The sequence below is a fragment of the Superficieibacter electus genome (assembly GCF_002915575.1).
Taxonomy (GTDB): domain Bacteria; phylum Pseudomonadota; class Gammaproteobacteria; order Enterobacterales; family Enterobacteriaceae; genus Superficieibacter; species Superficieibacter electus.
The window spans coordinates 19,437-34,789 of record NZ_PQGD01000005.1 but is presented as its reverse complement, the minus strand read 5'-3'; the positions used below and the strand labels follow the sequence as shown (position 1 = coordinate 34,789).

The 15,353-nt window shown below is 54.5% G+C and carries 14 protein-coding genes; 4 read left to right on the top strand and 10 right to left on the bottom strand.

Going from position 1 to position 15,353, the window contains the following annotated elements; genetic code table 11:
- Positions 1-62 precede the first annotated feature (62 nt).
- The 3 genes from crl to gpt all read right to left on the bottom strand — a co-directional run bounded on the left by crl (position 63) and on the right by gpt (position 2,316).
- Positions 63-455 carry a sigma factor-binding protein Crl gene (crl, locus tag CHU32_RS06955; protein ID WP_103674795.1) on the bottom strand — a complete coding sequence of 131 codons (393 nt, stop codon included), beginning with the start codon at positions 453-455 and terminating at the stop codon, positions 63-65.
- 57 nt (positions 456-512) lie between these two features.
- Positions 513-1,757, bottom strand: coding sequence for an esterase FrsA (gene frsA, locus CHU32_RS06950; protein ID WP_103674794.1), 1,245 nt, complete (start codon positions 1,755-1,757; stop codon positions 513-515).
- A gap of 100 nt (positions 1,758-1,857) precedes the next feature.
- The gene (gene gpt, locus CHU32_RS06945) at positions 1,858-2,316 is read right to left on the bottom strand and encodes a xanthine phosphoribosyltransferase (RefSeq protein ID WP_103674793.1); all 459 of its coding nucleotides are present in this window, start codon (positions 2,314-2,316) and stop codon (positions 1,858-1,860) included.
- A gap of 256 nt (positions 2,317-2,572) precedes the next feature.
- On the opposite strand from gpt, the gene pepD reads away from it, so the two are divergent.
- Positions 2,573-4,030 carry a cytosol nonspecific dipeptidase gene (pepD, locus tag CHU32_RS06940; protein ID WP_103674792.1) on the top strand — a complete coding sequence of 486 codons (1,458 nt, stop codon included), beginning with the start codon at positions 2,573-2,575 and terminating at the stop codon, positions 4,028-4,030.
- Between the two features lie 50 nt (positions 4,031-4,080).
- Here the strand turns inward: pepD and CHU32_RS06935 are convergent, their stop codons facing one another.
- The 4 genes from CHU32_RS06935 to dinB form a co-directional block, all read right to left on the bottom strand.
- Positions 4,081-4,602 (bottom strand): metal-dependent hydrolase, encoded by a 522-nt coding sequence (locus CHU32_RS06935; protein WP_103674791.1) that lies wholly within the window; start codon positions 4,600-4,602, stop codon positions 4,081-4,083.
- 92 nt (positions 4,603-4,694) lie between these two features.
- Positions 4,695-5,306: a peptide chain release factor H gene (gene prfH / locus CHU32_RS06930; protein WP_103674790.1), complete on the bottom strand. Its 612-nt coding sequence runs from the start codon at positions 5,304-5,306 to the stop codon at positions 4,695-4,697.
- Complete coding sequence (locus CHU32_RS06925) at positions 5,303-6,442, bottom strand: RNA ligase RtcB family protein (protein WP_103674789.1); 1,140 nt, start codon at positions 6,440-6,442, stop codon at positions 5,303-5,305. The genes prfH and CHU32_RS06925 overlap by 4 nt, the downstream gene beginning before the upstream one ends.
- 215 nt (positions 6,443-6,657) lie before the next feature.
- Positions 6,658-7,713, bottom strand: a complete 1,056-nt coding sequence (dinB, locus tag CHU32_RS06920; protein WP_103674788.1) for a DNA polymerase IV — start codon at positions 7,711-7,713, stop codon at positions 6,658-6,660.
- Between the two features lie 271 nt (positions 7,714-7,984).
- Here dinB and dpaA point away from each other — a divergent pair, with 271 nt between their 5' ends.
- A complete protein-coding gene (gene dpaA, locus CHU32_RS06915) occupies positions 7,985-8,716 on the top strand; it encodes a peptidoglycan meso-diaminopimelic acid protein amidase (RefSeq protein ID WP_103674787.1) in 732 nt (243 codons plus the stop codon).
- On the opposite strand, the gene CHU32_RS06910 is transcribed toward dpaA, so the two are convergent.
- Complete coding sequence (locus tag CHU32_RS06910; protein ID WP_103674786.1) at positions 8,687-9,454, bottom strand: class II glutamine amidotransferase; 768 nt, start codon at positions 9,452-9,454, stop codon at positions 8,687-8,689. The two genes, dpaA and CHU32_RS06910, sit on opposite strands and share 30 nt — an antisense overlap.
- A gap of 38 nt (positions 9,455-9,492) precedes the next feature.
- Positions 9,493-10,074, bottom strand: a complete 582-nt coding sequence (gene lpcA, locus CHU32_RS06905) for a D-sedoheptulose 7-phosphate isomerase (protein ID WP_103674785.1) — start codon at positions 10,072-10,074, stop codon at positions 9,493-9,495.
- Positions 10,075-10,313: 239 nt separating this feature from the next.
- On the opposite strand from lpcA, the gene fadE reads away from it, so the two are divergent.
- Positions 10,314-12,761 carry an acyl-CoA dehydrogenase FadE gene (gene fadE, locus CHU32_RS06900; RefSeq protein ID WP_103674784.1) on the top strand — a complete coding sequence of 816 codons (2,448 nt, stop codon included), beginning with the start codon at positions 10,314-10,316 and terminating at the stop codon, positions 12,759-12,761.
- A gap of 93 nt (positions 12,762-12,854) precedes the next feature.
- A complete protein-coding gene (locus CHU32_RS06895) occupies positions 12,855-13,625 on the top strand; it encodes an amidohydrolase (protein ID WP_103674783.1) in 771 nt (256 codons plus the stop codon).
- Between the two features lie 120 nt (positions 13,626-13,745).
- Here CHU32_RS06895 and CHU32_RS06890 read toward each other — a convergent pair whose 3' ends face one another.
- Positions 13,746-15,347 carry a gamma-glutamyltransferase family protein gene (locus CHU32_RS06890; protein WP_103674782.1) on the bottom strand — a complete coding sequence of 534 codons (1,602 nt, stop codon included), beginning with the start codon at positions 15,345-15,347 and terminating at the stop codon, positions 13,746-13,748.
- Between the last annotated feature and the right edge of the window lie 6 nt (positions 15,348-15,353).

The window sequence follows — 15,353 nt, the reverse complement described above, 5'->3', positions numbered from 1 at the left end:
AGCTTCATACGAAAAAGCCCTGTCGAGACAGGGCTTTTTTTCGTAATCTGTACTCAGGCGGGTTATTGCAACGCTTTGTCGGAAAAACCCTCAGCCGGCTCCAGAGAAAGCTCAAGTGTTGTTAACATCTCACGCGCTCGCTCATGGAACTGGCGCAGGGTATGTTCAAGGCGTTCGCTGACTTCAGGATCTTTAATTTCAGTGGGCTGCCACTTGCCTTCTTTATCAAACAGACCGAAATGGTAGCGGTAGGTAAAGCGTTTTTCCTCGGCATCCATTTCCATCCACCATCCCCAGAACTCGCGCTTTTCAGGTGCCGGTTTGACATTGACGCAAACTGCCAGGCAATCGAAAAAGAAGCGGGTATCTTCACATTGCTCCTCACGGATGTAAGGCCCCAGCGCTGTGAATTTCTTAATCAGTCTGCTTTTCGGGTGTCCACTTGGTAACGTCATTGCTCTCTCCTTTTGTGATGCAACTGTTTTACCAAATCAATAGAAATTAGCAATCTATTAACCAAATCTATGATTAATCCAGGCGGTAATTTCTTTTAGCGCTTTGTCAAAATTGCGATACACCGGGCTAAAGGTGACGGGCAGGAGCTTCCCGTCGGCTGAGGATGAAACGATGAGACGCGACTCCTCCTCCGGGCTGAAGGGATCGTTTTGCCAGTAGCCAGAGAGCATGGGTGTCGGGCAGCGGCGACCCAGCAGCCCCTGCGTTTTGAGTGAGTAGCGGTTGAGTTCAACGCGTAAAGCCTCATCGGAGGCGTCATGCATCCCAAGCCGGCTGGCCAGCACATCAAGATACATTTCCGGTACGCGTCCCTGGCGCAGCGGATCGTTGAGTAAAGCATGCACCACTGGCCCCAGGCAGGCGACAGCTTTAAGACGCGGGGATTCCAGATACGCCAGCCGCACTGCGACGTTTGCGCCGAAACGAAAACCAAAAAGCGCCACCCGGGTGTGATCAATCCAGGGAATGTTCGGCAAGGATTTCAGGACCTGCTGATGCAGCAGGCTGGAATCCTGCGTTAGCTTCCATTTAGAGGAGAAACCGATGGAAGGCATATCCAGCGTCAGCATGGCGATGCCGAGCGGTGCGAAATAGCGCTCAAACAGGCTGTAATAATCAAATTGCAGGGAATCAAGACCGCCGCACATCAGGATCGTGGGGAAAGGCCCTTCCCCTTCCGGCATATGTAAAAAGCCCGTCACCGGCGAGCCACCGGGAATGGCAAATTCCATTTCACGCATCTGCCCTGGCAAGCGCTGGGCCGCCTCTTCATACGCACGGCTGGCCAGTACCTGCGCTTGCTCAGCCAGTGCATCGCCTTTCAGATGGGGATATGCCGCAATACTATAAAGATTAGCGGCGTGCAACCAGTGGCGACCGCAAAGGGCGGCGTCCTGCTCCTGGCTGGCTTTTTGCTGCCAGAGCATCGCCTGTTTCGACCATTCAAAGATCCAGTTCCCGCCACGGTAGCCAACCACCGTATCATAAAGGTTAGGATCGGTGCGTTCGGCGGTGCTCATCACGATGCGTGACTGTACGTCGAGAATTTCACGCGCATCAACACCTCGCGAGATCCACATCAGGCGATTGACCATGCGATACCAGTGAGGGACGTTTTTACCGTCCAGCGTGGATTGCACCAGCGGTGTCTCACCCTGATTAAACCGTCGCACCAGCGTCGAGGTTTCAGGATGTTTAAAACGAGGTTTGAACAGGGTTTCGCTGAGATTCGCCTGGGTCATTGTGCGCCGCCTCCTTGATGTGATCAGTGGGGCTTATTGTACCGCGCCAGAGGCTAAAAAGAACAACGCCCGGTAAACCGGGCGTTGAAAAGAGGGGAAATTAACGGCCTGAGATAGGCGGAACGAAAACGACGCCCATGTCCCACGGTTGTTCAATCCAGGTATCCTGAGGGATATCAACCACATAATCATCTACCAGCGGACGGCCAGCCGGTTTGGCAAAAATAGTGACGAAATGCGCTTTTGGATACATATCGCGGATAGCGACTGCGGTACCACCGGTATCAACCAGATCGTCAATAACGATAAAGCCTTCGCCATCGCCTTCGGCACGTTTGAGGACTTTCAGCTCGCGCTGATTATCGTGGTCATAGCTGGAAATGCAAACGGTATCTACATGACGAATACCCAGTTCACGTGCCAGCAGAGCGCCAGGAACCAGACCCCCACGGCTAACGGCAATAATGCCTTTCCACTGTTCTGACGGCATCAGGCGAGTGGCCAGTTTGCGTGCGTGAATCTGCAACATGTCCCAGGTGACGACGTATTTTTCGCTCATGTGAAGTGTCCCAGCCTGTTTTTACGGCTTAAAAAGTGTTCGAGGGGGAAATAGGTTGCGCGAGATTATAGAGATCTGAAACGCTAAAAACCAGTGTTAAGCGGCATCACGGGGTGTTTTTACGTGCTTAATACTGGTCGTAACCGGATAAAGTGGTATTCTCAAGCTCATCCCGCAAGCCTGACTTGTCGTGTGATCTTTTTTGCTAACCCTTGACCTGCAAGCCCCTTTGCAGAAAGTCGAAAGGAGACTTATCGTGTCTGAACTGTCTCAACTATCTCCGCAGCCGCTGTGGGATATTTTTGCCAAAATTTGTTCCATTCCTCACCCTTCTCACCATGAAGAAGAACTCGCGCAGCACATTATGGGCTGGGCAAAAGAGAAAGGGCTGTTTGTCGATCGCGATGCTGTGGGCAATATCCTGATCCGTAAGCCAGCGACAGCGGGCATGGAAAATCGTAAGCCGGTGGTTTTACAGGCGCATCTGGATATGGTGCCGCAGAAAAACAACGATACGGTACACGACTTCGCTAAAGATCCTATCCAGCCGTACATCGACGGCGAATGGGTGAAAGCACGCGGTACCACGCTGGGCGCGGATAACGGCATCGGTATGGCGTCCGCGCTGGCGGTACTGGCTGACGAAAATGTTGTGCATGGTCCGCTGGAAGTGCTGCTGACGATGACCGAAGAAACCGGCATGGACGGCGCTTTCGGCCTTCAGGCGGGCTGGTTGCAGGCAGACATCCTGATTAACACCGACTCCGAAGAAGAAGGTGAAATCTATATGGGCTGCGCGGGCGGTATTGATTTTAGCTCTAACCTGACGCTGACCCGCGAAGCCATCCCGGCAGGTTTCCAGACGTTTAAACTGACGCTGAAAGGCCTCAAAGGCGGCCACTCCGGCGGCGATATCCATTTAGGTCTGGGCAATGCCAACAAGCTGCTGGCGCGTTTCCTCGCGGCTCATGCGGCGGAACTGGATCTGCGTCTGGTCGATTTTAACGGTGGTACTCTGCGTAATGCTATCCCCCGTGAAGCCTTTGCCACTGTTGCCGTATCTGCTGATAAAACAGAACAGCTGAAGTCGCTGGTGGCAACCTATCTGGATATCCTGAAAAACGAACTGTCGATTAAAGAAAAAAATCTGACCGTGGTGCTGGAACCCGCCACCGCCGAGAAAGGCGCGCTGAATGCGCAGTCTCGTGACAGCTTCGTGCAGTTGCTGAATGCGACGCCGAACGGCGTGATCCGCAACTCTGACGTGGCAAAAGGCGTGGTAGAAACGTCGCTGAACGTTGGCGTGGTAACCATGACGGATGACAACGTTGAAATCCACTGCCTGATCCGTTCGCTTATCGACAGCGGCAAAGATTATGTGGTCAGCATGCTGGAATCGCTGGGCAAACTGGCCGGTGCCAGAACCCAGCCGAAAGGCGGCTACCCTGGCTGGCAGCCGGATGCGAATTCGCCAGTAATGCAGCTGGTGCGTGAAACCTATCAGCGTCTGTTTAATAAGACGCCAAACATCCAGGTGATCCACGCAGGCCTGGAATGCGGTTTGTTCAAGAAACCGTACCCGGACATGGACATGGTGTCTATCGGACCAACCATTACCGGACCGCACTCGCCGGATGAGCAGGTGCATATCGAAAGCGTGGGCCAGTACTGGCACCTGCTGACCGAACTGCTGAAGGCGATTCCGCAGAAGTAATATCAAGATTAACGTCCGTGCCGCAAGGTACGGACGTTTTATGGGGCGCTTTATTCAACGGGCGCTTCGATAAGCGAGGCTTTGCGCCTGCGCCGCCATAGCCAGATAGCCGCAACAACCAGCGCCATTTCCAGCATGAACGACCAGTGTAAAAAGAAATTAAGCCACCACGGGTGATACTGCGCCGGGACGTGCGCCAGCGCAAAGAGCGTATTATCGAATGGCATCAGCCAGCCAATGTCGCCGACCAGACTGTCCAGCAACAAATGCACGATACCGTTAACGCAAAACACCACGCATAACAATACCGGATATTTGTTCTTTACCAGACCTGCCCACAGCAGTAGCAAAGAAAGCGCGGAAAACCATATTAGCGGCCAGTGGGTAGGATACAAATGATGATGGTGCTGACCATGATCCACCAGATAACACCAGATCAGATCAAAATCTGGCGCAATCGCACCTGTCAGCCCGGCCAGAATACATCGGCGTGCAGCATTCTTAGGTAATGGAAGAGGTTTAAATAAACCACAAGTGATTAAATACCCTGCCGGAAGATGACCTATAAACATCGTAATTCCCTTTATGTGTTCATTTGTATGTCTAGCGCAGATGCCGGGGGGCTGCTTCTGATAAAGCACGCGCCCTCCGGCAGGTTTGCAGTTTACTCGCGAAACGCCATTCCTTTAAACGTCCGCACCGGATTACCGCGCTCAATGTGATGATGAAACATCCGCCGCTGCGACTTTAGCTCTGCGCCCTCCTGCTGCTGACGTTGCTCCAGCTTATGCGCTATCAGTAAACAGGCCAGCCGCTTATTGGCATGCTGACTACGCTCCGATTGCACCTTAACGCTAATTCCCGTCGCAATGTGGGTGGCGCGTACCGCCGAGTCGGTTTTATTGACGTGCTGTCCGCCCGGCCCGGAGGAACGCAGGGTTTCAAAGCGAATATCCTCTGCCAACGATTGTTCGGCAGGGGTAAATTGCGCCACGCCAAAAAACCAGTTTTTGCGCCCGTGGTGCGGGCGGTACGGGCTTTCGCAAATCCACTGGATCGTACCGCACCAGCGATCGCTTAATGCTGGTGCGCCCTCGCCCTCCAGCGAGACCAGCACGGATCGCAGCGTGTCCGCTAACCGCCCCGGCTCCGTTTCGAGCACCGCCAGCGAGACCTTTTCCCGGGCCGCTTCTTTCATAAGCTGGTCCAGCGCTTTTTTGACCGCCAGACAACATTCATCCGGCCCCTGGGCAGAAGAGAGTTGCAATAAAATCATGCGTTTTTCTCCCCTGCGGTTTTTAGCGTCAGCACCGGATGCAGGCGGGCAACCGGCGTAATCAGCCCGGCGTTATGCAGGCAATCGACCACGCTTTCTACCGATTTATACGCCTGCGGTGCTTCTTCATAAATCAGCTGGCGATCGCGGCAAATCACCCGGCTGCCCATTTCCGTACGGCTTAACTGGAGCGGAGTAAATTTTGCCGATAGCCGGCCTTTACACTCGGTGCGCATCCATTTGCGCCCCGCACCATGCGCCAGTGAAAACAAGCTTTCTTCGCTGATAATCGGTTTTACCAGCCAGCTGTAGTCGCCGCGCGAACCAGGAATGATCACCAGCCCCTGCCCGTCCGGCGTGGCACCTTTGCGATGTAGCCAGCCCGCTTCACCTGCCACCGTGCATGGCTCCACGAAGTTATGCGCCACATCCAGCACAGGTTCACCGTCAGCTTTGATCTGTTGCAGTATCCGCCGCGCGATCAGTTCACGATTGCAGCGGGCAAATGCCAGCGCATCGTTATGCTCTTCCAGGTAGCGGCGTGCCTCGTCGCTGTTCTCCGGTAAACCATTATGCGAGAACGCCTCAACGTGGCGACGCAGAATGGATTGACCGAGGCCGCGTGAGCCACTGTGCACCAGCAGTAAAAGCTGCGCTTTTTGTAAACCCGAGCGAGCAAAGGTATCAGCATCGGCGATATGATCAATCTGCTGAAGTTCAGCAAAATGGTTACCGCCGCCGATTGATCCCAGCGCGGAACGCCAGGGGTGATTCTGCATGGTGGCAGGAGCGTTGTCTTCCAGCCACTGCGCATCGGCCACGTCAGACAGCTCAGCCAGACGCTTTTCCGTCTTATCAGCATTGTACTTGCGGGTCAGTAAATCGGTTTGCCACAACGCCATGCCACAGCCAATATCGTTGCCTACCAGCGCCGGATAAAAGCGCTCGCGGGAAAAGAATGCCGCACCGATGGGATAGCCACGTCCCGGATGCAAATCAGGCATCCCGACGACGCGCGTCATGCCGGCTAATTTCGCCGTAGTATGTAATTGTTGGATCGCAGAACCTTCGATCCACAGGTCATCGGATGCGACAGAAAATACCGCATCAGATAAAGGACGAATATAATTGCCCATATACCATTCCATATATGAATTAAAAAATCAGGAAGTGGCAGACGAATCCAGGGCAACAGGAAGAAGATTAATCCTGGAAATGTCTGCAAAGTGCGTTCAGGGAATAAATTGTCATGATGAACCTCCTTTGCAGTTATTGAGAATGGAAAAAACGCGAGTATGGTAATACTGAAATTTTACGGATGCAATAATTATTAAATATTAGAATTCTGACTTTACAGACCCAGCACCAGTTGCCGTTCCAGTTGCGGGTCGAGCAGCGTGACATGCAGCCCCACCAGCCGGACGCCGCGCCCGCCCCGGCGCTCATCCCAGGTTTTGCGCGCGGTGGCGATTAAGTCTTCCTTATTAAGCTTCGGCCAGACGTGCTCCTGGGTGGTTAGCTGAAAATCGTTAAATTTAAGTTTTATGCCCTGACGGGCAATAAGCAGATCGGGTTTGACTTTTGCCAGCCGGCTTTCCAGTTCGGGATAAAGACGTTCAATAATGGCTTCGCAGTCGTGCCATTCGTGAATATCCTCTGCCAGCGTGCGCTCAACGCCGACTGACTTACGTAATCGCTCGTTATTAACCGTCCGCTCATCAATGCCCTGGCTGCGCTCCCATAAAACGCGGCCAAATTTCCCAAAGCGTTTTAACAGCAGCGCCAGGTCACTATTTTGCACGTCTTCACAGGTGCGTAGTCCCATATTTTCAAGCTTTGCCGCCGACACTTTACCGACGCCAGGGATTTTGCTCAGCGGCAGCGACTTCACAAAATTCGGTACGTCCTCCGGCGTAATGACATATTGCCCATTGGGTTTATTCAGGTCGGAGGCAATTTTGGCGAGAAATTTAATCGGCGCGATACCCGCGGAGGCGGTGAGATTGAGTTCGTCATAAATATTTTTGCGGATCTGCTGGGCCATTAAAGTGGCGGAGCCGTGGCAATGAACGCTGTCGGTAACGTCAAGATAGGCTTCGTCCAGCGACAGCGGTTCAATCAACGAGGTGTAGCGAGAGAAGATTTCCCGGATATGATCGGATGCTTCCCGATAGGCCTCAAAGCGCCCTGGTAATAACGTTAGATGAGGGCACAGTTTCAACGCCATTGCCGTGGACATCGCGCTACGCACGCCAAATTTCCGCGCCGGGTAGTTGGCGGTACTGATAACGCCACGCCGCTCGCGACTGCCGCCGATGGCCAGCGGGATGTCGCGCAGGGACGGGTTATCCCGCATCTCTACCGCTGCGAAAAAGCAGTCCATATCGACATGTATGATTTTACGCATCCCGGGCCCTCATCACTTACTGGATAAGTATACAGTGACATTGAATAAATTGAGAAGCGTGTTTATTCTTGCACGGGTCATATCAACTACCGTTTCGTTCAAAAGTCCGTAAAAAGATATTTTATTGCAAACTCATTTGTAAACGCTGCATATCAGGCTTGCGAAAAAATACGGTGGTGCTAATGTGAGCGCTCCTAATCCAGATAAGTCTGATTTCGGGTCTCTTTTGCCGTTCTGGCAATGTGGTAACGTTTATCAAGGAACAAGCAGTATGCGCATAATCGCATTTTTTCTTGCGATGCTTCTTATGCCGTGTGTCTCTTTTGCCGGTCTGACCGGTTCAGCAGCACCGGTGAACAAAGAGTACAAGCAGCAGTTGATGGGCTCGCCAGTCTATATCCAGATCTTTAAGGAAGAGCGCACTCTCGACCTTTACGTCAAAATGGGCGAGAAGTACCAGCTTCTTGATAGCTACAGCATCTGCAAATATTCCGGCGGACTGGGGCCAAAGCAGCGCCAGGGCGATTTTAAAAGTCCGGAAGGGTTCTACACCGTACAGCGTAGTCAGCTAAAACCCGATAGCCGCTTTTATAAAGCCATCAATATCGGATTTCCCAACGCTTATGACCGTGCGCACGGCTACGAAGGCAAGTATCTGATGATACACGGTAACTGTGTATCTATCGGTTGCTATGCGATGACCGATTCCGGCATTGATGAGATCTTCCAGTTTGTTACTGGTGCGTTAGTCTTTGGTCAGCCCGTTGTACAGGTCAGCATTTACCCGTTCCGTATGACCGATGCCAATATGCAACGCCATAAATATTCTGCGTATAGCGATTTCTGGAAACAACTGAAGCCGGGATACGATTACTTTGCGCTGACGCAACAGCCGCCGATGGTCTCTGTGGTTGACGGTCGCTACGTGGTCAGCAAACCGTTGAGCCACGAGATTGTGCACCCGCAACTGGCGTCAAACTACTCGCTCACCGAGGCAAAATAGCGCCCACTCGCCTGGCATGATCTTTTGCCAGGTCTCATTACCGGTTAATGGCTGGGTTGCAATGACGGAAACCACATCGTTAGGTGTGGTTTCCCGCTGAAAATCAATTTCCATATCCTGATCGATAAGCGTTGCCAGCCCGAACGGCGCGCGCCGGGTGATCCAGTACAGATTGGTCGAGCAAAACGCCATCACGTAACGCCCATCCGACAGCAGCATATTAAACACCCCTTTCTGCTGCATCTCTGCCGCCAGACTCGCAATGTATTTAAAGACCGCGGGCATATTGCCTGGCGTGCGCGGATAACGCTGGGTAAGTTTATGCAGTAGCCAGCAAAACGCCTTTTCGCTGTCTGTATCTCCCACCGGACGAAACATTCCCGTCTCCAGCGATTTATAGCCGTTCATCTGCCCGTTATGGGCATAAGTCCAGTTGCGCCCCCACAATTCGCGGGTAAAGGGATGGGTGTTTTCCAGCGCCACCTGCCCCCGATTGGCCTGACGAATATGGGCAACAACGGCGCAGGACTTGATGGGGTAGTCCTGCACCAGTTTGGCGATCGGTGAATTAAAGCTCGGTTGCGGATCTTTGAATGTGCGACAGCCCTTACCTTCGTAGAAGGTAATACCCCAGCCGTCTTTATGCGGCCCGGTGCCTCCCCCGCGCTGTACAAGCCCGGTAAAACTAAAGCAGATATCAGTTGGCACATTCGCGCTCATCCCGAGCAATTCACACATAGTTCACCTCATACAACAGCGCGGGTTGCCCCGCAAAATCAGGCTTTAACCATTTCTTTTTCGATAAGCTGGATCAGGATATGAATCACTTTAATGTGGATCTCCTGAATGCGATCGGCATAACCAAAATGCGGCACGCGGATTTCGATGTCCGCCGTTCCCGCCATCTTACCGCCATCTTTCCCGGTCAGGGTAATCACTTTCATTCCCTTCTCACGGGCAGCTTCGATAGCTTTAATGACGTTCGCCGAATTACCGGAAGTGGAAATCCCCAGCAGCACGTCACCTTCACGCCCCACCGCTTCAACGTAACGGGAGAAAATATAATCGTAGCCAAAATCATTGCTGACACAGGAAATGTGGCTGACATCGGAAATCGCAATCGCCGGATAGCCAGGACGATTTTCGCGATAGCGTCCGGTCAGCTCTTCCGCAAAATGCATCGCATCGCAATGAGAACCGCCGTTGCCGCAGGAGAGCACTTTCCCGCCCGCCTTGAAGCTGTCGGCCAGCAGTACCGCCGCGCGCTGGACAGCGTGAATATTGGCTTCATCTTTCAAAAAGTTAGCCAGCGTTTCCGCTGCTTCATTCAGTTCATTACGAATCAGATCCTGGTACATGAGGATATCCTTCAGCTTTTATAAAAATGACAAGATGCAGTGTACCCAATCGCACCACAAGCGGGAAGCAGAAGCCGGTGCGATCGGCCGCGGTTTTGATTTTCCGTGCGCTGAAAAACGGCAACAATGTGAGCGAGGTTGTAATTATATTGTAAATACATTGATAAAAAAAATAACATCCACTACAACCATATCATCACAAGTGGTCAGACCTCCTACAAGCCAGGGAGCTTTTCGTTATGATGATTTTGAGTATTGTTGCAACCATTGTGCTGATCGGCGCACTGTTCTACCACCGGGTAAGCCTGGTATTGAGTAGTCTGATTTTAATCGCATGGACGGCGGCACTCGGCGCTGCTGGCGTCTGGTCGCTGTGGATGCTGCTGCCCGTTGTGCTGCTTCTGCTCCCACTTAACCTGAAGCCCGTGCGCAAATCGATGATCTCCGTTCCGGCATTCCGCAGCTTCCGTAAAGTGATGCCGCCCATGTCGCGCACAGAGAAAGAGGCTATTGACGCCGGGACGACCTGGTGGGAAGGCGATCTGTTCCGCGGTACGCCGGACTGGAAAAAACTGCACAGCTATCCGCAGCCGCATCTGACCGCTGAAGAGCAGGCATTTCTTGATGGTCCGACGGAAGAAGCCTGCCGGATGGCAAATGATTTTGCCATCACCCATGAACTGGCCGATCTGCCGCCTGAATTGTGGGCATTCCTCAAAGAGCACCGTTTCTTTGCGATGATCATCAAAAAAGAGTACGGCGGCCTGGAATTCTCCGCTTATGCGCAGTCGCGCGTTCTGCAAAAACTCTCTGGCGTATCCGGTATTCTGGCCATTACCGTCGGCGTACCGAACTCGTTAGGGCCGGGCGAGCTGTTACAGCATTACGGTACCGAAGAGCAGAAAAACCATTATCTGCCGCGTCTGGCACGCGGCCAGGAAATCCCCTGCTTTGCGCTGACCAGCCCAGAAGCGGGTTCCGATGCTGGTGCCATCCCTGACACCGGCGTTGTCTGTATGGGCGAGTGGCAGGGTGAGCAGGTGCTGGGAATGCGCCTGACCTGGAACAAGCGCTACATTACGCTGGCCCCTATCGCCACCGTGCTGGGCCTGGCCTTTAAATTGACCGATCCGGATAAGCTGCTGGGTGGTGAAGAAAACCCCGGCATTACCTGTGCGCTGATCCCCACGACGACGCCGGGCGTTGAGATTGGTCGTCGTCACTTCCCGCTGAACGTGCCGTTCCAGAACGGGCCAACGCGCGGTCAGGACGTTTTCGTACCGATTGATTACATCATTGGCGGGCCGAAAATGGCCGGTCAGGGCTGGCGCATGCTGGTTGAGTGCCTGTCCGTCGGACGTGGTATTACCCTGCCCTCTAACTCGACGGGCGGCCTGAAATCGGCGGCAATGGCGACTGGTGCCTATGCGCATATTCGTCGTCAGTTCAAAGTCTCCATCGGTAAAATGGAAGGCATTGAAGAGCCGCTGGCACGCATTGCCGGTAACGCCTACGTGATGGATGCAGCAGCATCGCTTATCACCTACGGAATTATGCTGGGTGAGAAACCTGCCGTGCTGTCTGCGATTGTGAAATATCACTGCACTCATCGTGGACAGCGCGCCATCATTGATGCGATGGATATTACTGGCGGTAAAGGCATTATGCTCGGCGAAGGCAACTTCCTGGCGCGGGCCTATCAGGGCGCACCGATTGCCATTACTGTGGAAGGGGCGAATATTCTCACCCGCAGCATGATGATCTTCGGTCAGGGCGCTATCCGCTGCCACCCTTACGTACTGGATGAAATGGCCGCCGCGCAGAATAATGATGCAGACGCGTTTGACACGCTGCTGTTTAAGCATATTGGCCATGTCGGTTCGAACGTTGTACGGAGTTTCTGGCTGGGGCTGACCCGTGGGCTGACCAGCGCGTCACCGGCGCAGGATGCCACCAAACGTTATTACCAGCACATCAACCGTCTGAGTGCCAACCTGGCGTTGCTGTCTGACGTATCGATGGCGGTACTGGGCGGCAGCCTGAAACGTCGCGAGCGTATCTCGGCGCGTCTGGGTGATGTATTAAGCCAGCTCTATCTCGCATCAGCCGTACTGAAACGCTATGACGATGAAGGTCGCCACGAAGCGGATCTGCCGCTGGTACACTGGGGCGTGCAGGATGCGCTCAATCAGGCCGAGATTGCGATGGGCGAACTGCTGCGTAACTTCCCGAATCGGGTTGTTGCCGGACTGCTGGGCGCAGTTCTCTTCCCGACAGGCCGTCACCATGATGCGCCGTCCGACAAGCTGGATCATAAAGTTGCCCTGATCCTGCAAACGCCATGTGCTACCCGTTCGCGCATTGGACGCGGCCAGTATCTGACCCCGGACGAGCATAATCCGGTTGGCCTGCTGGAAGAGGCGCTGCGCGATGTGATGGCAGCCGATCCGATCCACCAGCGTATTTGTAAGGAGCTGGGTAAGAACCTGCCGTTTACCCGTCTGGACGAGCTGGCAAAAAATGCGCTGTCCAAAGGGCTTATCGATCAGGATGAAGCAGCGCTGCTCACCCGGGCTGAAGAAAGCCGTTTACGCAGTATCAACGTGGATGATTTCGAGCCGGATGCGCTGGCAACTAAGCCGGTAAAAAAGCCGCCGGTGACGTTGCGCAAGCCTGAAGCGGCATAAAGTCACCACACTTATCAGCCCCGCCCAGGCGGGGTTTTTTATTTTTTGTGTCATGCTAGAGTGTGAGAATGCTGTAAAACGAGGAGTACGATCGTGCCTGGCCTGAAAATTACCTTACTGCAACAACCGCTGGTCTGGATGGACGGCGCGGCTAACCTGCGACATTTCGATCGTCAACTGGAAGGGATCGTCGGGCGTGATATTATTGTGCTCCCTGAAATGTTTACCACCGGCTTTGCGATGGAAGCCGCTCAACAATCACTATCTCAGGATGACGTCGTGGCGTGGATGGGCGAGAAAGCCCGCCAGACGAATGCGCTGATCGCCGGAAGTGCGGCGCTTCAGAGTGAACGTGGCCCCGTGAACCGTTTTCTGCTGGTCGAACCTGAGGGTGACGTTCATTTCTACGATAAACGTCATCTGTTCCGTATGGCGGATGAACATCGTCATTATGAAGCGGGTAACGAGCGGGTGATCGTTGAATGGCGTGGCTGGCGGATCTTGCCGCTGGTTTGCTACGACCTGCGCTTTCCACTCTGGTCGCGCAACCGTAATGATTACGACCTGGCGCTGTACGTTGCCAACTGGCCTGCGCCACGCTCGCTGCACTGGCAGGCCTTGCTGGTGGCGCGCGCGATTGAGAATCAGGCCTATGTGGCGGGCTGTAACCGCGTAGGCACCGACGGCAATGGCCACCACTATCGCGGTGACAGCCGGGTGATCACGCCGCAGGGGGAAATCCTCGCCACTGCCGAGCCGCATCAGGCAACCCGTATTGATGCTGATTTATCCCTGACGGCGCTGAAGGAGTATCGGGAAAAATTCCCGGCATGGCAGGATGCTGATCCGTTCAGCCTTGAGTGAGTAAAAAATGCCGGGTGGCGGCTTCGCCTTACCCGGCCTACGGTAGCTGAAATCCCCCTCACCCCGGCCCTCTCCCGAAGGGAGAGGGAGAAAAGCGGCATTCGATGTGGCTTGTAAAGGTCAGCTGACCAATGCCTGCCCATCTTTGCGACTTTCGGTCGCCGCCACATAGTGTCCTTCCGGCATCCGGTAAATCACCTGCGCACCGCCGAAGTTATATTCCTGCAACGGATCTTCCACGGTGATGTGATGCCCACGCTCGCGTAGCCCGGCAATCACGTTACGGCTGAATGTCGCTTCGACGGTGACTTCTCTGCCCTGCACCACGCGCCAGCGCGGGGCATCGATGGCCGCCTGCGGGTTCTGGCCGTGTAACATAATGCGCAGCGCCATCTGCATATGCCCCTGCGCCTGCATTGGCCCACCCATCACGCCGAATGACATCAGCGGCTTACCGTTTCCGTCCATCGCAAAGCCCGGAATAATGGTATGGAACGGCCGTTTGCTGCCCGCCAGCGCGTTCGGATGCTTCGGGTCGAGCACAAAACCACAGCCCCGGTTTTGCAGGCTGATGCCGGTTTCTGGCACCACGACGCCGGAACCGAAGCCCATAAAGTTTGACTGAATAAACGACACCATCATGCCGCTGGCGTCAGCGGTGGAGACATAAACCGTTCCGCTTTGCGTCGGCGAACCGTAGGTAAAGTCGGAGGCATTATCAGGATCAATCAGGGCAGCGCGGGATTTCAGATAGGCATCGCTAAGCAGTTCTTTAGCAGCGAATTCCATATGGGATTCCTCCGCGACATAGCGATCGAGATCCGCCAGCGCCAGCTTCATTGCTTCGATGGAAAGGTGCAATGACTGCACAGAGTCCGGATCGTAGCGGCCAATGTCGCATTGCTCCAGAATGCCGAGCGCAATCAACGTGGCGATCCCCTGGCCGTTTGGCGGCAGTTCCTGCACTGACCCGCCGGCAAAATCCCGCGACAGCAGTTCAACCCAGTCGGCGCGGTGGTTCGCCAGATCGTCTGCTGAAAGGTGTGCGCCATGCTGCTCAGCAAAGGCGGCGATCTTCTGTGCCAGCTCGCCGCGGTAGAACGCATCGCCTTTGGTTTGCGCGATGAGCTCAAGGGTTTTTGCCTGCGCCGGATTACGGAAAATTTCACCGATGCGCGGCGCGCGGCCTTGCGGGGCAAAGCAGGCGCTGAAGCCCGGCTGATCTTTCAATTTGTTGTAGCCACGCTGCCACAGATGGCCAATCAGCGGCGATACCGGAAAGCCGTTGCGCGCATACTCAATCGCTGGTTGCGCCAGCGTGGTGAGCGGCAGCGTACCAAAACGTTCTGCCAGCGCCACCCAGCCGGAGACCGCCCCCGGTACCGTTACCGCGTCCCAGCCGATTTCCGGCACGGCAGTTTTACCGGCAAACAGATCGGCGTGCCAGCTGGCAGGCGAACGTCCGGACGCATTCAGGCCGTGCAGTTTCTCCCCATCCCAGATAATCGCAAAGGCGTCGCTGCCGATGCCGCAGCCCGTCGGCTCTACTACCGTCAGCGCCATGGCGGTAGCAACGGCGGCATCAACGGCGTTGCCGCCGAGTTGCAGCATGCGCATCCCCGCCTGCGCCGCCAGCGGCTGTGAGGTCGCCACGGCATTATGGCCCATCATCGGCGGGCGTCGTGACGCGTAACCGGTAGAAAAATCAAGCGCTTTGGTCATCATGAC

Bases quoted from the DNA above. Each gene is read 5' to 3' on its own strand.
- dinB (WP_103674788.1), bottom strand. From the start codon at position 7,713: ATGCGTAAAATCATACATGTCGATATGGACTGCTTTTTCGCAGCGGTA.
- dpaA (WP_103674787.1), top strand. From the start codon at position 7,985: ATGCGCATAATCGCATTTTTTCTTGCGATGCTTCTTATGCCGTGTGTC.
- crl (WP_103674795.1), bottom strand. From the start codon at position 455: ATGACGTTACCAAGTGGACACCCGAAAAGCAGACTGATTAAGAAATTC.
- CHU32_RS06910 (WP_103674786.1), bottom strand. From the start codon at position 9,454: ATGTGTGAATTGCTCGGGATGAGCGCGAATGTGCCAACTGATATCTGC.
- CHU32_RS06935 (WP_103674791.1), bottom strand. From the start codon at position 4,602: ATGTTTATAGGTCATCTTCCGGCAGGGTATTTAATCACTTGTGGTTTA.
- frsA (WP_103674794.1), bottom strand. From the start codon at position 1,757: ATGACCCAGGCGAATCTCAGCGAAACCCTGTTCAAACCTCGTTTTAAA.
- fadE (WP_103674784.1), top strand. From the start codon at position 10,314: ATGATGATTTTGAGTATTGTTGCAACCATTGTGCTGATCGGCGCACTG.
- prfH (WP_103674790.1), bottom strand. From the start codon at position 5,306: ATGATTTTATTGCAACTCTCTTCTGCCCAGGGGCCGGATGAATGTTGT.
- CHU32_RS06925 (WP_103674789.1), bottom strand. From the start codon at position 6,442: ATGGGCAATTATATTCGTCCTTTATCTGATGCGGTATTTTCTGTCGCA.
- lpcA (WP_103674785.1), bottom strand. From the start codon at position 10,074: ATGTACCAGGATCTGATTCGTAATGAACTGAATGAAGCAGCGGAAACG.
- gpt (WP_103674793.1), bottom strand. From the start codon at position 2,316: ATGAGCGAAAAATACGTCGTCACCTGGGACATGTTGCAGATTCACGCA.
- CHU32_RS06890 (WP_103674782.1), bottom strand. From the start codon at position 15,347: ATGACCAAAGCGCTTGATTTTTCTACCGGTTACGCGTCACGACGCCCG.